Source organism: Daejeonella sp. (genome assembly GCF_030684675.1).
Classification (GTDB): Bacteria; Bacteroidota; Bacteroidia; order Sphingobacteriales; family Sphingobacteriaceae; genus Daejeonella.
In genome coordinates this window covers 68,361-83,276 of the sequence record NZ_JAUXXZ010000033.1, presented here as the reverse complement: position 1 = coordinate 83,276, position 14,916 = coordinate 68,361, and the positions used below count along the sequence as shown (strand labels likewise).

The window sequence follows — 14,916 nt, the reverse complement described above, 5'->3', positions numbered from 1 at the left end:
CATGAAGAACAAAATTTCAGAGTCGGATTTGATAATTAATCCGGATGGAAGTATTTACCATTTGAATTTATTACCTGAAGATATTGCTGATACCGTTATTACGGTTGGTGATCCCGATCGGGTTTCTGAAGTTAGTAAACATTTTGACCGGATTGAATTAAAGAAAGGTAAACGGGAATTTGTTAGCCATACAGGTTACCTGGGTTCCCGCAGGATAACCGTTCTTTCGACAGGAATCGGCACAGATAATATTGATATTGTGTTCAACGAGCTTGATGCTCTTGTAAACATTGATTTTAGCACAAGAACGGTAAAGCCGACTCTTAAAAGCTTGAATATCATTCGCATAGGAACATCCGGGGCTGTTCAGGATGATTTACCCATTGGCAGTATCATGGTTTCGGTGTATGGCATAGGTCTAGACTCCCTGATGCAATACTATCTGCATCAGCTTTCAGGTGATGAGCATATGATTCTGGATGCTTTTAAATCTCATTTCCATCATTTTAAAGGAATTTCGCCTTATATTACGGCTGCAGATCCTGATTTGATTAACATTATTGGCAAGGGTTTGGAACGTGGGATTACAGTGACAGCTCCGGGATTTTATGGTCCACAAGGCAGACAGGTTCGTGCCAAAGCCTCCTTTCCAGGCTTAATTGATGATATAAGTTCATTCTCTGCAGGAAAACACAGAATCACAAATCTTGAGATGGAAACAGCTGGTATTTATGCCCTTTCAAGAGTATTGGGACATAAAGCCTTGTCAGTAAATGCGATTTTGGCAAGCAGGCTGAAGTTTGAGTTTGCTCCAAATCCCACGAAAATCATAAACCAGGCCATTGAACTTGTTTTGAGCAGATTATAGTGTCCTGATAAAGTCGTGAAATTTTGTTAAGGCTATGAGTTTATCTTCATCGAGGTTAAAATCTATTTTTTTCATTAGATAATCCTCAAGGTCAAGATTCTCAACCTTATCCAAACCTGAAATTACCTCCTTTCGGTGATCCAGACCATATTTCAGGGCTTCGTTAAATGCAATTTTAAAATCTTCAGGAATAGGTTTATTGGACGCCCAAACAGCAAAAACAAAGGGTAAGCCTGTGAATTTAAACCATTCAGCAGCAAGATCATATTGATATGGATAATGATCCCTGTTTGAGAAAGTCCGGTCGCCTATCTGTACAAATGCATCTGCCACATCCGTTACAACCAATTCAGGATTAATTTTCCAATGATATTTCAGTAATACTTTTGACAGGTTGTTAGAGGTGCGGGATTGGGCATCAAGCTGTAAAGTACTTATTTCATGAATAGGTTTGTTGCTAAAAATAAAGACAGAATCTACGTTTCCTTTGGCTCCGATGCAGTAATTTGAAATGATCTCGTAATCCTTGATATGCAGCAATGCTGCAACAGGAACTAATCCTATATCTACTTGATTTTCAATTAATTTATTAGCACATACTGAAGGAATATCTAAGCTTAAATCTATTTGATCCAATATGCCGGAATGCATAATTCCATAGACAAATGGCTTGGAGTTTGTATAGCTAACAGCTGAAACTTTTATTTTAGTCAAAACTCAGATAGTTTGTTTAAATGGTTTGTATTATTAAATTCCAGGATATGAAGTTCCTTTCCATCATATCCCAATTTATAAAGTGTGGTATTGGAATGCGGAAATTCATCCATTTCGGCAAGCGGACGATTCGTTAGGAGGCAAAGAAATAAACGCATTGCACGACCATGCATACAAATCAGTATGTTTTGATCACTATTCTCTTCGATAAGGTGCTCAAGGACTATTAATTGTCTTTCCTTAACCTCCAAAGGACTTTCGCCTCTTTCAAATTTATGATGAAGCTCACCCGCCCGCCATTGAGTTACCAGTGTATGAAAATGCGAAGTTAATTCTTCTGTGCTCTCTTTTCCTTCGTGAATTCCCCATCCAAGTTCATCAAGACCCGGGTATTGTACCCATGGTATTTTAGAATCTATAAATTTTTGAACGGTTTGGTGGGTTCTTTTTAAGCTGGATGTATAAATCTTATCGAACGGTATTTGCTTGTAGGCCTGATAAAAGGCTTCAGCCTGCTCCAGTCCTTTTTCATTCAAACTGCTGTCCATCCCTCTGCCCTGAACTATTCCCAGCTTGTTCAGGTCTGTTTCACCATGTCGGATAATGTAGATTGTTTTCTTCAATTCAAAACGGGTAACTTATAAAATTTAGGTTTGTCATCTTCCGGGAACTGATAATCTTTATAATCAGTGATCACATTATAAAGTGTATCACGCTCAATCGGATGCCTGCCAACCTGTTTGATCAGTTCAACCAATTCCTGGGTGCTCATAGTAGGATTTTGCTCTTCAGCACCTGCCATAGAATAAATCTTTGTAGTATCATCCAGGGTGCCATCAATATCATCTACACCAAAATTTAAGGATAACTGAGCGGTACTACGACCGATCATTGCCCAATAAGCTTTAACGTGATCAAAGTTATCAAGGTAAATGCGCGAGATTGCATAATTCCTAAGATCTTCAATAACTGAAACCTCAGCAACATGGGACATTTGGTTATCCTGATTTCGGAATTTCAAAGGTATAAAAGTTTGAAATCCACCAGTCTTATCCTGTAATGAGCGTAACTGCTCCAAATGGTCAACACGATGTTTAAATTCCTCAATATGTCCGTAAAGCATCGTAGCATTAGAGCGCATCGCTAATTTATGCCACTCCTCATGGATTTGCAACCATTGTTCACCGGTACACTTATCTTTAGCAATCTGTTCTCTGATCTCGGGGTGAAATATTTCGGCACCACCACCTGGAATAGAATCCAGGCCAGCTTCCTTCATTAATTTCATTCCGGTAGCATAATCAATCTTCGCTTTCTTAAAGATATAATGGTATTCAACCGGGGTTAAAGCCTTGACATGGAGTCCTGGACGATGTTTATGTATTGCTGTAAAGAGCTCTGAATAAAATTTAAGATCATACTGAGGCAATACTCCACCAACCAGGTGAACTTCAGTGACCGGTTCAGAATCGTATTTCCTAACAATTTCCATCATCTCTTCCATTGTATATTCCCAACCTTGTGCTCTTTCCTTAATCAGCACAGAATAGGAACAAAATTTACAGTCGTAAACACAGAGGTTTGTGGGCTCTATATGGAAATTGCGGTTAAAATAAGTTTTATCGCCATGACGTTTTTGACGGATATAATTGGCGAGAACGCCCAAATAACCCAATTCTCCTTTTTCATAAAGCAGAATACCTTCATCAAAGGAAATCCGTTCATCTAACTTAACTTTTTCTGCGATTGATCTCAATTCAGCAGAAAGACTCTTGTCCAGTAAAAGCAGGTTCAGGTTTAATTCGGTGTTCATTATTTTCTTTGTGCAAAAATACGGAAATGTATAGATTCATTATCATATGCAGGTAAAAGCATTAGAAATAAATCCTTATTATTCTTCCAGGGCAATTAAATACACACCTTTGTAATTAAATGTGAAAAATTGAGTCCAATTTTTATTCTTTAATTAACTTGAACAAAATTTGAGAAACAAATTCAACTATTGAAAAAATATGAAGATTGAAACCATAGCTATCCATGCCGGTAATAAAATAGATGGAAATACAGGGGCTGCTATTCAGCCTATTACCCTATCGTCTACTTTTGAACGGGGTGAAGATGGCGGATATCCGGGAGGATTCATCTATTCAAGGATAGATAATCCTAACAGGAAATCACTTGAAAATGTCGTCGCTAAACTTGAGGGTGCTGAGGATGCAGCAGCCTTTTCATCCGGAAATGCGGCAGGATCTGCAGTTTTTCAGGCATTAGGTGCTGGTGCACATATCATTGCTCCTGATGATATGTATCATGGCTTAAGAAACCAATTATTACAGGTTTTTGAAGGAATTATAGAAGTTAGTTTTATTGATCTGGCCAATATTAATGCGATAAAGAATGCTATCAAACAAAATACCCGCCTGATTTGGGTTGAAACTCCTTCAAATCCACTCTTAAAGATCAGTGATCTCAAAGCGATAAGCGAACTGGCTAAATCTAAGGGTATTCTTGTTGCTTGCGATAATACTTTCAGTACTCCGGTGTTTCAGAAACCACTGGATTTAGGCTGTGATTTGGTTATGCATTCATCCACTAAATATTTTGGGGGACATAGTGATGTAATCGGCGGAGTTTTGGCATGCAAAAATAATGATGATTTATGGAAGAAAATTAAGAACGTCCAGGTATTAACCGGGGCTGTTCCCTCGCCTTTTGATTGCTATTTAACTGTCAGGGGAATTAAGACGCTTCCTTATCGTATGCGCGGACATGCACAAAATGCAGCAAAGGTTGCAGCGTTTTTGGATTCCCATAATCAGGTTGAAAAGGTCTTTTATCCGGGTTTAAAAGCACATCTGGGTCATGATATCGCCAAAAACCAAATGAGTGATTACGGTGGAATGTTATCTTTTCTGGTAAAAGGTGGCGCTGACGAAGCCCGGAAATTTGTGAACTCAGTAAAGATTTTCACTCAGGCAACCAGTTTGGGCGGTGTTGAAAGTCTGATAGAGCACCGGGCATCCATTGAGGGTCCTGATACAAAAACTCCTCAAAATCTTATTCGAGTTTCTGTTGGTTTGGAGAATGCTGAGGATCTGATACAGGATTTGAATCAGGCATTGGGATAAAAAAATAAAATTAATTAGTTGAAAATCAATTAATTATAAACACAATAAAAATTTAATTTGGTTTAAATATATTCATACTGCTATATTTGAAATAATATTTGGTAGCAATACCAATCTGTCTTCAATAAATTTACTTTATTGATTTATACAGAAGTGGCGAGAGATCAGGCTCTATGACCCACTGACAACCCCCCGATCGGTTTCGGGGAAGGTGCCAATTCCTGTCCCGAAAGGGAAAAATAAATTCATATTGAAAATGAAAAAAGACCAATCTACACTTACTGTATTTCCGAAAGCGGAACTTACAATCCCATCTCAAAGTCCTTATTATTCTGCATCATCAACGTATTGTTCTATGTGTATGAATTTAGATTATTGTTGTTAAGTCTTTTTCTAAGGTAAACGCCTTATACTAGGTAAAACAACAATTCAGCTATTTTGATTGCTCTTCTACAACATTTTAATTTAATTAAAAATTAAACCTAACATTTAATAATTATGTCAGCTCAAAATTTAAAATTCGAAACTCTACAGATTCATGCAGGCCAGGAAGTTGATCCAACAACAGGATCACGTGCCGTACCCATCTATCAGACTACTTCTTACGTTTTCAATAGTTCAGAGCATGGTGCAAATCTGTTTGCGCTGAAAGAATTTGGAAATATTTATACCCGTTTGATGAATCCAACCACTGATGTATTCGAAAAACGGGTAGCAGCACTTGAGGGTGGTGTTGCTGCGCTTGCTGTTTCTTCCGGACAGGCAGCTCAGTTCATTGCATTGAATAATATCCTGCAGGCAGGTGATAATTTTGTAAGTTCTTCATTCCTGTATGGAGGTTCATATAATCAGTTCAAAGTCGCTTTTAAACGATTGGGAATTGAAGCCCGCTTTGCCAATGGTGATGATTCACAAAGTATTGATTCTTTAATCAATGATAAAACCAAAGCCATCTATCTTGAAACGATCGGAAATCCAAGTTTCAGCATTCCTGATTTTGAGAAGATCGCAGAGATTGCTAAGAAACATGATCTTCCATTAATTGTAGATAATACTTTCGGTGCAGCAGGATACCTGTTCCGTCCACTTGAGCATGGTGCCCATGTAGTAGTACAATCAGCAACAAAATGGATTGGCGGACACGGAACAAGTATTGGTGGTGTAATTGTCGACGGTGGAAATTATAACTGGGGTAATGGTAAATTCCCGCAGTTCACTGAGCCATCTGAAGGTTATCATGGCTTAGTATTCAATAGTGTATTTGGAATTGGTGGTCCTTTTGGAAACATTCAGTTTATCATTCGTGCACGAGTAGAAGGATTGCGTGATTTCGGACCATCACAGTCACCATTTAACTCATTCCTGCTACTTCAGGGTTTGGAAACATTATCACTTCGTGTTCAGCGCCATGTTGATAATGCACTGGAACTGGCTAAATGGTTAGAAAGCCATCCTCAGGTTGATAAAGTTGAATATCCCGGATTAGCAAGCAGCCCAACACATGAAAGAGCTAAAAAATATCTTAAGAATGGCTTTGGTGCAGTGCTTTCATTTGAAGTTAAGGGTGGAAAAGAAGCTGCCATTAAATTCGTGGATAATCTGAAGCTGATCAGTCACCTGGCCAATGTTGGTGATACTAAAACATTGATCATTCAGCCTAGTGCAACTACCCATCAGCAATTAAGTGATGCCGAACAATTGGCAGCAGGAGTTAAACCATCATCGTTAAGGGTTTCGGTAGGTATTGAGCATATTGATGATATCAAAGCTGATCTGGAACAGGCTTTTGCAGCTATAAAATAATAAACAGGTTATTAATTAAGAATAAAAAAGACCTCTCCGATCTGTTCTGGCTTGGGGAGGTCAATATAATATGAATACAGAAGCTATTTATAAACACAAAAAGCCTTTTCTGCTCGAAAGTGGCCAAAAGTTAAAGGATCTTGAGATCGCTTATCACACTTTTGGTGCTTTAAATGCTAAAAAGGATAATGTGATTTGGGTTTGTCATGCTCTGACTGCAAATTCTGACGTTTTTGACTGGTGGAAAGGACTTTTTGGGGATAATTGTCTGTTTAATCCAAAGGAGCACTTTATTGTTTGTGCGAATGTAATTGGATCACATTATGGTAGTACAAGCCCTCTTAGCCTGAACAGTGCAACCGGACTACCCTATTTTCTTTCTTTCCCTGATTTTACAGTTCGTGATCTCGCAGCTGCACATAAGCTTTTGGCTGACCATCTGAGTCTGCCTCAGATTGGATTATTAATTGGCGGTTCATTAGGTGGCCAGCAGGCAATGGAATGGGCTATTTTGGAGCCTCAAAGAATTAGAAAACTGGTTCTAATCGCTACAAATGCACAACATTCAGCCTGGGGAATTGCTTTTAATGAAAGTCAGCGGCTTGCAATTACTGCCGACCGTACCTTTTATGCACAATCTCCGGATGGTGGTAAAATGGGACTTAAAGTAGCACGTAGTTTTGCCTTATTGTCATACCGTACTTATGGGACTTATGCAACAACCCAGATGGAAGTAAATCCTGATAAACTCAGTGATTTTAAGGCATCCTCCTATCAGAACTATCAGGGAGAGAAACTGGTAAACCGTTTCAACGCCTACAGTTATTGGTATCTGACTAAGGCAATGGATAGTCATCATGTTGGTCGTAAAAGGAATTCGGTAGAAGGCGCATTAAAGTTAATTCAGGCAAAAACATTAGTTATAGGCATTAAAAACGATGTGCTTTTCCCAATAGAAGAACAACAGTTTCTTGCAAATCATATTCCAAATGCCCGTTTTACTGAATTAAATTCATTTTACGGTCATGATGGATTTTTAGTGGAAACCGAAATTTTAACACAGGAAATAGGAAATTTTTTCAGATCCGCAGATTCTGATAACAGCGTAATAAGTCTGCATAAAATAGCATAATTAAAAATGAGTAAAAGATTGACCATCGGATTATTTGGCTTTGGCGTAGTTGGCCAGGGTTTACACGATATTATAAGTACCAAGGATCTCAATATTGAAATCAAAAAAATTGCAATCAAAAATCCAGAAAAGGAACGGATTCTATCTGAGCATTTATTTACGACCAACCCGGATGATATTCTAAATGATCCCAACATTAATACGGTTATAGAATTAATCAATGATGCTGATGCAGCTTATGAAATCGTTACCAGAGCATTAAAAAGTGGAAAAAATGTAGTTTCTGCGAATAAGAAAATGATTGCTGAGCATTTGGATGAGTTAGTGAATCTGCAGGAGAAATACAATACATCATTATTATATGAAGGCGCTGTTTGCGGAAGTATTCCAATCATAAGGAATCTTGAGGAGTATTACGATAATGAATTACTTCACTCCATCAGTGGTATTTTTAACGGATCTTCGAATTTTATTCTTTCTAAGATTGCAAATGAGGGGCTGGAATATGCAGAGGCTCTAAAACAGGCTCAGGAACTAGGTTTTGCTGAAAAAGATCCGATACTTGATGTTGGAGGGTATGATCCAAAGTACAAGCTTGTTATTGCCGCAGCCCATGCTTATGGGGTTTTTGTGAAGCCTGAACAAGTATTAAATATTGGAATCCAGAATTTTTCAGCTGCAGATCTCCATTTTGCCCGTGAGCATCAGTTAAAAATCAAACTTGTTCCAACTGCGAAAAAACTTGACGATAAGGAGCTTGCATTATATGTTATCCCTAAGCTAGTTCCTAAAAGTGATTTTCTTTATAATGTTGAGAATGAATACAATGCAGTGTCTGTAAAAGCTGCATTTGCAGATCAGCAATTATTTTACGGAAAAGGTGCCGGAGGCCATCCAACCGGATCTGCCGTTCTATCAGACGTTGCAGCCTTGCGATATGATTACCGTTATGAGTATAAGAAATATCATCATGATAAGAAATTAAAACTTCAGAATGACCATATCATACCAGTTTATATCCGTTATAATCATGAGAGCCTGATCAATGATATTCATTTTGAGTTTATAGCAGAACAGCACAAAAGTATTGAACTTAGCTATGTGCTTGGTGGCGTAAAAATCAGTGAATTAATAGCAAAGAAACAAGATATACTCAATGATGGAGCTTTTTTAGCTCAGGCAGGTGCATTAACGGAGAAATTTGAGGAATTGAAGCGATTAAGGCTTGAAAAAGCTTAATTGATTTAGATTCTATAATAAAAAGGTCCTCCAATATGGAGGATCTTTTTATTTCTTAAGATATGGTTTTATAGCCTTTTGCCAAATCAGATATCCATTCTTATTCATATGAAGCTGATCTTTGAGAAAAATGTCCGGCATTGGGGTTGCGTCGGCTAGTATCATTTTTGAATAAACATCTATAAATCCCGATTTTGAATGTTTCTTTTGGAATTTTCTAATCATTTCATTCGCACGACGCATTTCAGGAAGGTAGTTTAACCTTGATATACTGGGCTTCATTGAGATATAGATGATCTCGGTTTTTGGAAGCGCTGATCTGATCATACCATGCAAGCGGGTAAAACGATTGAAAATAGTGTCAGCAGTTGTATTTGATCCGGATGGGAAGTCATTTTCACCACAATAAATCAATATCTGGGCTGGTTTGTAGGGATAAATAATGTTTGGAGCATAACGAATTACATCAGGCAGACTGGATCCACCAAATCCACGATTTATAATTTTGTGTTCCGGGAAATATTCCTGTACATCTTTCCAGTTTGTAAAAGAGGAGCTTCCAACTAAAAGAATTGCATTTTTCGGAGGAAATTCCAAACTATCCTGTTTTAGGAAAGCCTCAATTTGTGCTTGAAATGGTAATTTTTGCTGCGAAAACGCAGAACTTACATTTGTCAACAATAATACAAATGCCAGTATATAAACTATTTTCTTTTTCATGCAGCAATATATTAATCTTCTGAATTAAATTAAATGAACCTCAAGCATTTATAATTCACGATTTACATCCCATGATTCAAGATAATCAGCAACTCTGCGAACGAATGAACCTCCAAGGGAACCATCTACAACACGGTGATCGTATGAAAGTGAAAGAAACATCATATGTCTGATTGCAATCACATCACCAAACTCAGTCTCAATTACAGCAGGTTTCTTTTTAATAGCACCCACAGCCAACACAGCAACCTGCGGCTGATTGATAATTGGTGTGCCCATAATATTGCCAAAGGTTCCCAAATTGGTCATAGTGAATGTTCCGCCTTGTGTTTCATCCGGTTTTAATTTTGAAAGACGGGCCCGGCTTGCCAGATCATTCACTGCTTTTGTTAATCCGTAAAGATTAAGCTGATCAGCATTTTTTATAACGGGTACAATCAGATTGCCACTTGGAAGTGCAGCAGCCATTCCAATATTGATATCACGTTTTTTGATAATCTGAGTTCCGCTAACAGAAATATTGATCATCGGAAGATCTTTTATCGCTTTCGCAACAGCTTCAATAAAAATTGGGGTAAAAGTAATCTTCTCTCCTTCACGTTTCTCAAATGAATTTTTTATACGATCACGCCATTGTACAAGATTTGTAACATCAGCCTCAACAAATGAGGTAACATGGGCAGAGGTCTGTTTACTCATAACCATATGATCCGCAATCAACTTGCGCATACGATCCATTTCTATGATCTCATCCCCACCTGAAACAGAAACTGAAGGAGTTTTCCTTTCTTGAACCGGTTCAGGTGAAGGAACAGATAATGGTAATTCCTTACTTGCTACTTCAGTTTGAACAGTTTTGCCTGAATTTATAAAATCGATAATATCTTTCTTGGTAACCCGGCCTTCAGAACCCGTTCCAATAATTTTATCTAAATCGGCAGTACTAATACCTTCTTCTGCCGCCATGCTTTTCACCAGCGGAGAATAAAAGCGGCTTGAATTACTGAAATCGACTGGTTTTATACTTTCCTCTTGATTGGCAGCCGCTAAATCCGGAATTCCATCTCTTTGAACGTACTCTTCGACCTCCAGTGGTAATACAGGAGTAAATACTTGCTCTGATGGAGGATTTTCTGCCTGTTTTGCAATAGCCTCAGTTTCGATTGTTGCGATTACCGCACCAACCTGAACTATGTCATCTTCCTTAAAAAATATTTTGAGAAGTTTTCCTGATACCGGAGATGGGACTTCTGAATCGACCTTATCAGTAGCAATTTCTAATACAGATTCATCAATATCTATCTGGTCGCCAGGCTGTTTAACCCATTTTATGATCGTAGCTTCGGCAACACTCTCCCCCATTTTTGGAAGTACTAATTCGTATAAAGCCATATTAGAGTATTTTGGAGAATTGGTTATTTAAATGCAAAATTAAACTTTTTCAATAAACCTGTTCCTCTTTCATTAATTTATAAAGTAATATGAGGGCTGTAGTTGCTGATCTCTCAATATTCTGGATTCTTTTATTGCCAAAATTGTATTTTCTGGTAATCGTCTTCGATTTACCTGTTATGGCGATCCAAATTGTTCCAACGGGTTTTTCTTCAGTTCCTCCATCCGGACCGGCAATTCCACTTACTGCTATTGAATAATCAGAATGAAAGGCTGAGCGTGCACCTTCAGCCATTTCTTTTACTGTTTCCTCACTTACAGCTCCATAATTTCTCAGTGTCTCCTCTGAAACCCCCAACATGCTAATTTTTAATGAATTAGAATAGGAAACAGCCCCTCCTAAGAATACCTTACTACTGCCTGGATGTTGCGTGAATTGATGGGAAATATACCCACCTGTACAGCTTTCTGCTAGTGATAAAGTCAGATTTTTGGACTCCATAAAATCCATAATTACTTTTTCAATCGGGGTATCATTTTCTGCCATTACAAATTCAGATACCAGATCAAGAATCTTTTTGGCGTAAATATTAATTTCTCTATTTAATTGGTCTTCATCCTTTCCGCTTCCGCTTAATCGGATCCGGACAGTACCCAGTTTAGGCAAATAAGCCAGTTTAATATGCTCAGGAAGTGAGTCTTCAACAGATTCAATCTTCTCTGCAAGGATAGATTCACCTATCCCCGCGGTTAGAATCGTATGATGAAGAATTACCGGTAAATTGAATGCTTTCTTGATTTTTGGAATTACCTGTTCTTCCATCATGTACATCATTTCGAATGGAACTCCCGGCATTGAAACATATACTTTATCTTCATTCTCTATCCACATTCCAGGTGCTGTACCATTTAAATTAAGCAGGGTAATGCAGTTTTCGAGGACTTCAGCTTGCTTAATATTCGTTTCAAGCAAAGGAGCTTTATATTTTGAGAAGATTCGTTTTACGTTTTCTAATGCATCCTGATCCAAACGAAATCCAGTTTTGAAGTATTCTGCAAGCGTGTTTTTGGTGATGTCATCTTTTGTAGGTCCCAGTCCGCCGGTAATCAGAATAAGGTCTGCCCTACCCTTAGCCTCATTTAAAGCATCCAGAATATGCATACGGTCGTCTGAAACAGATGAAATCTGTTTAACCCGTATACCAGCCAGATTGAGTTTTTGAGCCATCCAGGCAGAGTTTGTATCAACTATCTGTCCGATCAGAATCTCGTCCCCAATTGTTATTATTTCTGCTCTCATATTAAAAGTTGTTGTAGGCATCCCGGCGTTTGCTGAGTTTAAGATCCTGAAGGATCGAGGCTTTAACTCTCAAATCGACACTATAGAATTTGTAGGTTCCAATTGGTGACCATCTGAATGAAAGATCCCAGCAATGAAGGTCACGATAAATAGAAAATTGGGTTAAACTAAGTTTATTTGCCTGAAAATCGTAACCGGAGGTATATTGAACCTTCCATTTCGGTGTTACATTAAAATCGCCGAAGACATTAAGTGTATTCGATATGCTTGATTGGAGCCCATTAACTGAATAATTAAAGCTATAAGCTGCGCTGACATTCCAGGGTATTTTAAAATCAACAAATGCATTGGGATCCCTGCTAATTGCATTCAACTCTTCCTGTTGTTCATTAGACAAATTTTGCTTTGATTTGTCTATCTGATTTAAATTTTCATTCCTGTTCTTGGCTGCATTCGAGTTAAAACTGAAATCAGTTGATAATCCAAAATTGGTTAATCTTGCCAGTTTTCCGGATTTTAGTGCGAATGCATCGATTCTGTAACCATCCTTGTCGATTGCATATGGATCTAGTGTTCCATAGAAATTAATCCCAATCTTTTCTTTGAAAAAGGCCGTTCTTCCTGAAAAACCAATGGTCGATAATTTGAAGTTTTCGGCAGCAAAATTATAATTACCTGAAAAGGTTAAGCTCTGCAGGATCGGAATATTGACAGAATTCTTGGTTGAGTCTGCCGTAGACCTAACCTTCGCCTCGATATTATTGTCAAAACTGAATCCGATTCCGGCTACCTTTCCTGCAGAAGGAGAACCAAAAACAGCATTATCATAAATTGAATATCTGGTTTTTATTCTTGAAGTATCTCCCTGAAGATTACGAAAATATCCATAACGATCGGCACCGAAATCGGGGCGGTAGTTAAAATTGACTGAAGGAGTCATAACATGCCTCAATGCCATTAAATTTCCCTTTTTAAAATTGAATTTGCCATATAGTTTAGTAGCTAATCCGGTATTTAAATTATAATCGTACACTCTGCTGAAGCCTTGAATTGTATCAGTAGCCGGTGCAAAACCTGAGGCAACCGGGTCAAGTCTTTTCCTTATGGTTTGTAAGTACCATTTCTCACTGTACTGCATTCCGGAATTAAATTGAAAGTACTTCAGAATATTCAGGGATAAACTAATCGGAATATCATGTTGTATCCCATTTCTGAAGTCTTTTAATGATTCCTTTTTAAACAGGTCGTATTCTTTGGTATTGATTGAGTTGCTTCCCTGCATACTGTACCCAACGCTTAACCTCTGATACCATTTCTGTTCTCCGGCCCTGTCTTTTGAATCAAAAGGATTTAGTGTCGTCATATTTAAACTAAAACGGGGCAAATCAAGAAATACAGTCTGCTGTTGTATATCCTGTGAATGTGAAAGACTGGAAGAAAAGTTAAACAAACCATTTGCGAATACCTTACCGTAACTTATACTTGATGAAAGTGTGTTTCTTGCAATCTCTGTAGGGTTATAGGTACCCGCCGCACCGGTATTCTGGAAATAAGATCCTGTTCCTGCATTTACCGATGCACTGAAGGTAGTACCGGGATTTGCCAATGGGCTTTGAGAATGACTCCAGGTTAAATTAAAATCCTTATTCGGTGTTTTATAGGATGGAGTACCTTCAACCCCATTTTTTGTAGATGCAAACCTGAAATTTAATCCTCCATCATACTTGTAATTTTTGCGATATCGAGCAGCAGTTCCCAATTCATATGACCCCTTTGAATATAGAGTGCCTCTTGTAGAAAGGTCCCAATAGTCGTTTAAGCCAAGATAATAGCCCAGATCACGCATAAAAAAGCCCCGGGTATCTTCTCCGAAAGTTGGAAAGAGTAAACCACCGGATCTTTTATTTGGCTTTGGAAAAAAGCCAAATGGGACACCAAGAGGCAAAGGTACATCCTCAATCACAAGGTAAGCCGGACCGGTTATGATCTGTTTATCAGTTGCAATGCCTCTGCTTATGTGAATTCCAAAATGCGGATGTGGTAAATTACAGGTACTGTAAATGCCTCTCCTGAAAAAACCTTCGTCATATTGATTCTTTTTAAACTGCTGTGCCTGTAGAAAGCCACCTTCAACATCTGTAAAAACTCCGTAAGACTTACCTTTTTTGGTTTTATAATTAAAAAACAGAGAATCAGTGCTTAATGGTGGTTCAGCACCCTGCATAACCAATGGTTTTCCGATATATCTTTTGTTAACGGGATTAGTCCTTCCTTTGGCAAAAATGCTGTTATTCTTCTGATCAAGGCGGATATAGTCTGCTTCTATTTCGAAATCTTCATACTTAACGCGGGCTTTCCCATACAAAAAGACTATATTGTTGATCAGATCGAAGTTTGTTGAATCTACTGCACTATAGGTTACTTTAGATGTTAATGAACCTGAATTCTTTATTTTTTTTGTTACAGTATCTGTTTTTAAGCCTACAGCGCGCAATGTTGTATCGGGTGAAGCGTTATCAGGTCGCAGAACAGTTTGCTGAGCGTATACCGACCTATTAATGCATACAGCAAACAGTATGGCTGCAAAAAAATATATAAAAATGGATCTAATAAATTTCAA

At 38.1% G+C, this 14,916-nt stretch carries 12 protein-coding genes and 1 riboswitch; of the genes, 5 read left to right on the top strand and 7 right to left on the bottom strand.

The window, feature by feature from the left end:
• Window position 1 precedes the first annotated feature (1 nt).
• Window positions 2-868 carry a nucleoside phosphorylase gene (locus tag Q8M41_RS06900; protein ID WP_305364513.1) on the top strand — a complete coding sequence of 289 codons (867 nt, stop codon included), beginning with the start codon at window positions 2-4 and terminating at the stop codon, window positions 866-868.
• Here the strand turns inward: Q8M41_RS06900 and Q8M41_RS06895 are convergent.
• From Q8M41_RS06895 to mqnE, 3 genes are read right to left on the bottom strand one after another with little or no spacing between them, the layout of a single operon-like run.
• On the bottom strand, window positions 863-1,582 hold the full coding sequence (locus Q8M41_RS06895) for a menaquinone biosynthetic enzyme MqnA/MqnD family protein (RefSeq protein ID WP_305364512.1): 720 nt from the start codon (window positions 1,580-1,582) through the stop codon (window positions 863-865). The two genes, Q8M41_RS06900 and Q8M41_RS06895, sit on opposite strands and share 6 nt — an antisense overlap.
• On the bottom strand, window positions 1,579-2,205 hold the full coding sequence (locus Q8M41_RS06890; protein WP_305364511.1) for a histidine phosphatase family protein: 627 nt from the start codon (window positions 2,203-2,205) through the stop codon (window positions 1,579-1,581). Before Q8M41_RS06890 ends, Q8M41_RS06895 begins: the two co-directional genes overlap by 4 nt.
• Window positions 2,202-3,395 carry an aminofutalosine synthase MqnE gene (mqnE, locus tag Q8M41_RS06885; protein ID WP_305364510.1) on the bottom strand — a complete coding sequence of 398 codons (1,194 nt, stop codon included), beginning with the start codon at window positions 3,393-3,395 and terminating at the stop codon, window positions 2,202-2,204. The genes Q8M41_RS06890 and mqnE overlap by 4 nt, the downstream gene beginning before the upstream one ends.
• 199 nt (window positions 3,396-3,594) lie before the next feature.
• Here mqnE and Q8M41_RS06880 point away from each other — a divergent pair, with 199 nt between their 5' ends.
• The 4 genes from Q8M41_RS06880 (at window position 3,595) to Q8M41_RS06865 (ending at window position 8,884) form a co-directional block, all read left to right on the top strand.
• Window positions 3,595-4,710, top strand: coding sequence for a PLP-dependent aspartate aminotransferase family protein (locus Q8M41_RS06880; protein WP_305364509.1), 1,116 nt, complete (start codon window positions 3,595-3,597; stop codon window positions 4,708-4,710).
• Window positions 4,711-4,850: 140 nt separating this feature from the next.
• Window positions 4,851-4,956, top strand: a riboswitch (SAM riboswitch).
• A 252-nt stretch (window positions 4,957-5,208) separates the two neighbouring features.
• The gene (locus Q8M41_RS06875; protein WP_305364508.1) at window positions 5,209-6,513 is read left to right on the top strand and encodes an O-acetylhomoserine aminocarboxypropyltransferase/cysteine synthase family protein; all 1,305 of its coding nucleotides are present in this window, start codon (window positions 5,209-5,211) and stop codon (window positions 6,511-6,513) included.
• A 70-nt stretch (window positions 6,514-6,583) separates the two neighbouring features.
• Window positions 6,584-7,645 (top strand): homoserine O-acetyltransferase, encoded by a 1,062-nt coding sequence (metX, locus tag Q8M41_RS06870; protein WP_305364507.1) that lies wholly within the window; start codon window positions 6,584-6,586, stop codon window positions 7,643-7,645.
• Window positions 7,646-7,651: 6 nt separating this feature from the next.
• Window positions 7,652-8,884, top strand: a complete 1,233-nt coding sequence (locus Q8M41_RS06865; RefSeq protein WP_305364506.1) for a homoserine dehydrogenase — start codon at window positions 7,652-7,654, stop codon at window positions 8,882-8,884.
• 48 nt (window positions 8,885-8,932) lie between these two features.
• Here the strand turns inward: Q8M41_RS06865 and Q8M41_RS06860 are convergent, their stop codons facing one another.
• Genes Q8M41_RS06860 through Q8M41_RS06845 form a run of 4 tightly spaced genes read right to left on the bottom strand, consistent with a single transcriptional unit; the run spans window position 8,933 to window position 14,916 of the window.
• Window positions 8,933-9,604: a GDSL-type esterase/lipase family protein gene (locus Q8M41_RS06860; RefSeq protein WP_305364505.1), complete on the bottom strand. Its 672-nt coding sequence runs from the start codon at window positions 9,602-9,604 to the stop codon at window positions 8,933-8,935.
• A 48-nt stretch (window positions 9,605-9,652) separates the two neighbouring features.
• Window positions 9,653-10,996, bottom strand: coding sequence for a dihydrolipoamide acetyltransferase family protein (locus Q8M41_RS06855; protein ID WP_305364504.1), 1,344 nt, complete (start codon window positions 10,994-10,996; stop codon window positions 9,653-9,655).
• A 49-nt stretch (window positions 10,997-11,045) separates the two neighbouring features.
• Window positions 11,046-12,296 (bottom strand): competence/damage-inducible protein A, encoded by a 1,251-nt coding sequence (locus tag Q8M41_RS06850; protein WP_305364503.1) that lies wholly within the window; start codon window positions 12,294-12,296, stop codon window positions 11,046-11,048.
• A 1-nt stretch (window position 12,297) separates the two neighbouring features.
• A complete protein-coding gene (locus Q8M41_RS06845) occupies window positions 12,298-14,916 on the bottom strand; it encodes a putative LPS assembly protein LptD (protein WP_305364502.1) in 2,619 nt (872 codons plus the stop codon).

Excerpts from the sequence above, each read along its gene's own strand:
- Q8M41_RS06900 (WP_305364513.1), top strand. The coding sequence starts at position 2 with ATGAAGAACAAAATTTCAGAGTCGGATTTGATAATTAATCCGGATGGA.
- mqnE (WP_305364510.1), bottom strand. The coding sequence starts at position 3,395 with ATGAACACCGAATTAAACCTGAACCTGCTTTTACTGGACAAGAGTCTT.
- Q8M41_RS06880 (WP_305364509.1), top strand. The coding sequence starts at position 3,595 with ATGAAGATTGAAACCATAGCTATCCATGCCGGTAATAAAATAGATGGA.
- Q8M41_RS06875 (WP_305364508.1), top strand. The coding sequence starts at position 5,209 with ATGTCAGCTCAAAATTTAAAATTCGAAACTCTACAGATTCATGCAGGC.
- metX (WP_305364507.1), top strand. The coding sequence starts at position 6,584 with ATGAATACAGAAGCTATTTATAAACACAAAAAGCCTTTTCTGCTCGAA.
- Q8M41_RS06865 (WP_305364506.1), top strand. The coding sequence starts at position 7,652 with ATGAGTAAAAGATTGACCATCGGATTATTTGGCTTTGGCGTAGTTGGC.
- Q8M41_RS06860 (WP_305364505.1), bottom strand. The coding sequence starts at position 9,604 with ATGAAAAAGAAAATAGTTTATATACTGGCATTTGTATTATTGTTGACA.
- Q8M41_RS06855 (WP_305364504.1), bottom strand. The coding sequence starts at position 10,996 with ATGGCTTTATACGAATTAGTACTTCCAAAAATGGGGGAGAGTGTTGCC.
- Q8M41_RS06850 (WP_305364503.1), bottom strand. The coding sequence starts at position 12,296 with ATGAGAGCAGAAATAATAACAATTGGGGACGAGATTCTGATCGGACAG.